This window comes from Pseudomonas crudilactis, assembly GCF_013433315.1.
GTDB lineage: Bacteria > Pseudomonadota > Gammaproteobacteria > Pseudomonadales > Pseudomonadaceae > Aquipseudomonas > Aquipseudomonas crudilactis.
The window spans coordinates 1-944 of record NZ_WXVV01000051.1 but is presented as its reverse complement, the minus strand read 5'-3'; the positions used below and the strand labels follow the sequence as shown (position 1 = coordinate 944).

Annotated in this window: 1 protein-coding gene; it reads right to left on the bottom strand. The window is 61.0% G+C overall.

Going from position 1 to position 944, the window contains the following annotated elements; translation table 11 throughout:
- The coding region (tssI, locus tag GTU76_RS29725) for a type VI secretion system tip protein TssI/VgrG (protein WP_180700257.1) at positions 1-944 on the bottom strand (944 nt) is incomplete at both ends.

The window sequence follows — 944 nt, the reverse complement described above, 5'->3', positions numbered from 1 at the left end:
GCGCCGTGGTACAGGCAACCCGTGATCAGCGGCTGATCGGGATCGCCTTCAAGGAAGGTGATCAGCACCTCCATGCCGACCCGCGGAATGTTGATCGAGCCAAAGGTTTCCGCAGCCCAGCTCGACGCGACACGCATCCAGCAACTGGTCATGTCGTCGTGCTTGCCTTCGCGGTCCCAGAAGAACTGCACCTTCACCCGGCCGTACTGGTCGCAATAAATCTCTTCGCCTTCAGGGCCGCAAACCACCGCGCTTTGTGTGCCGAGGACTTTTGGTTTCGGGTGATCGAGCGGCGGACGATACGGCACGTCCCACGGGATGGCGCTGAAGCGGTTGCGATAGCCTTGGTGGAAATCGTCTTTGTTGTCGGTGGTGTCGCTGGTCACCGACTCTTCGAGCACCTGCGGCTGCTTGCCTTCGTGGAAGATTTCGGTGAGCAGCCACAGGTCGTTCCAGGTCGGGTTGGCGTGCTCGGTCAGGGCGAGGAAATGTCCGCTGACCAGGATCGGCTGATCGCTGTTGCCCTCGGCCAGACGGTAGTCACTGCGGTGACGTTCGAGCGCGCGATTGGCCAGGTGTTTGCCGCGCTCGCGATCGACGAAACGGCCCGGGTAATCGTAGTCTTCGAGGTCCGGTTGCGCGCTGCTTTTGGCATCGCTTTCGAGCTCGATCTTCGGTTTGACGAAGTCGTAATCACGGCGCGTGGTGCGGCTGGTGCGGGTGGCCAAGCGCAGGCCGAAACGCTTGACCACCGGTTTGTCGGCAACCAGTCCGGAGTCCTGCTGATAGGCCACTGGCGCGAGTTTCGGGAACACCGTTTGGTCATCGCCGAAGGTCAGCTTGTGGCCGCTGGAAGTGTGCTGGAAGTGGTAGTGAATCCCCTCCTCCTCGCACAGGCGCTGGATGAAATCCAGGTCCGACTCGTCGTACTGCACGCAGTAAAT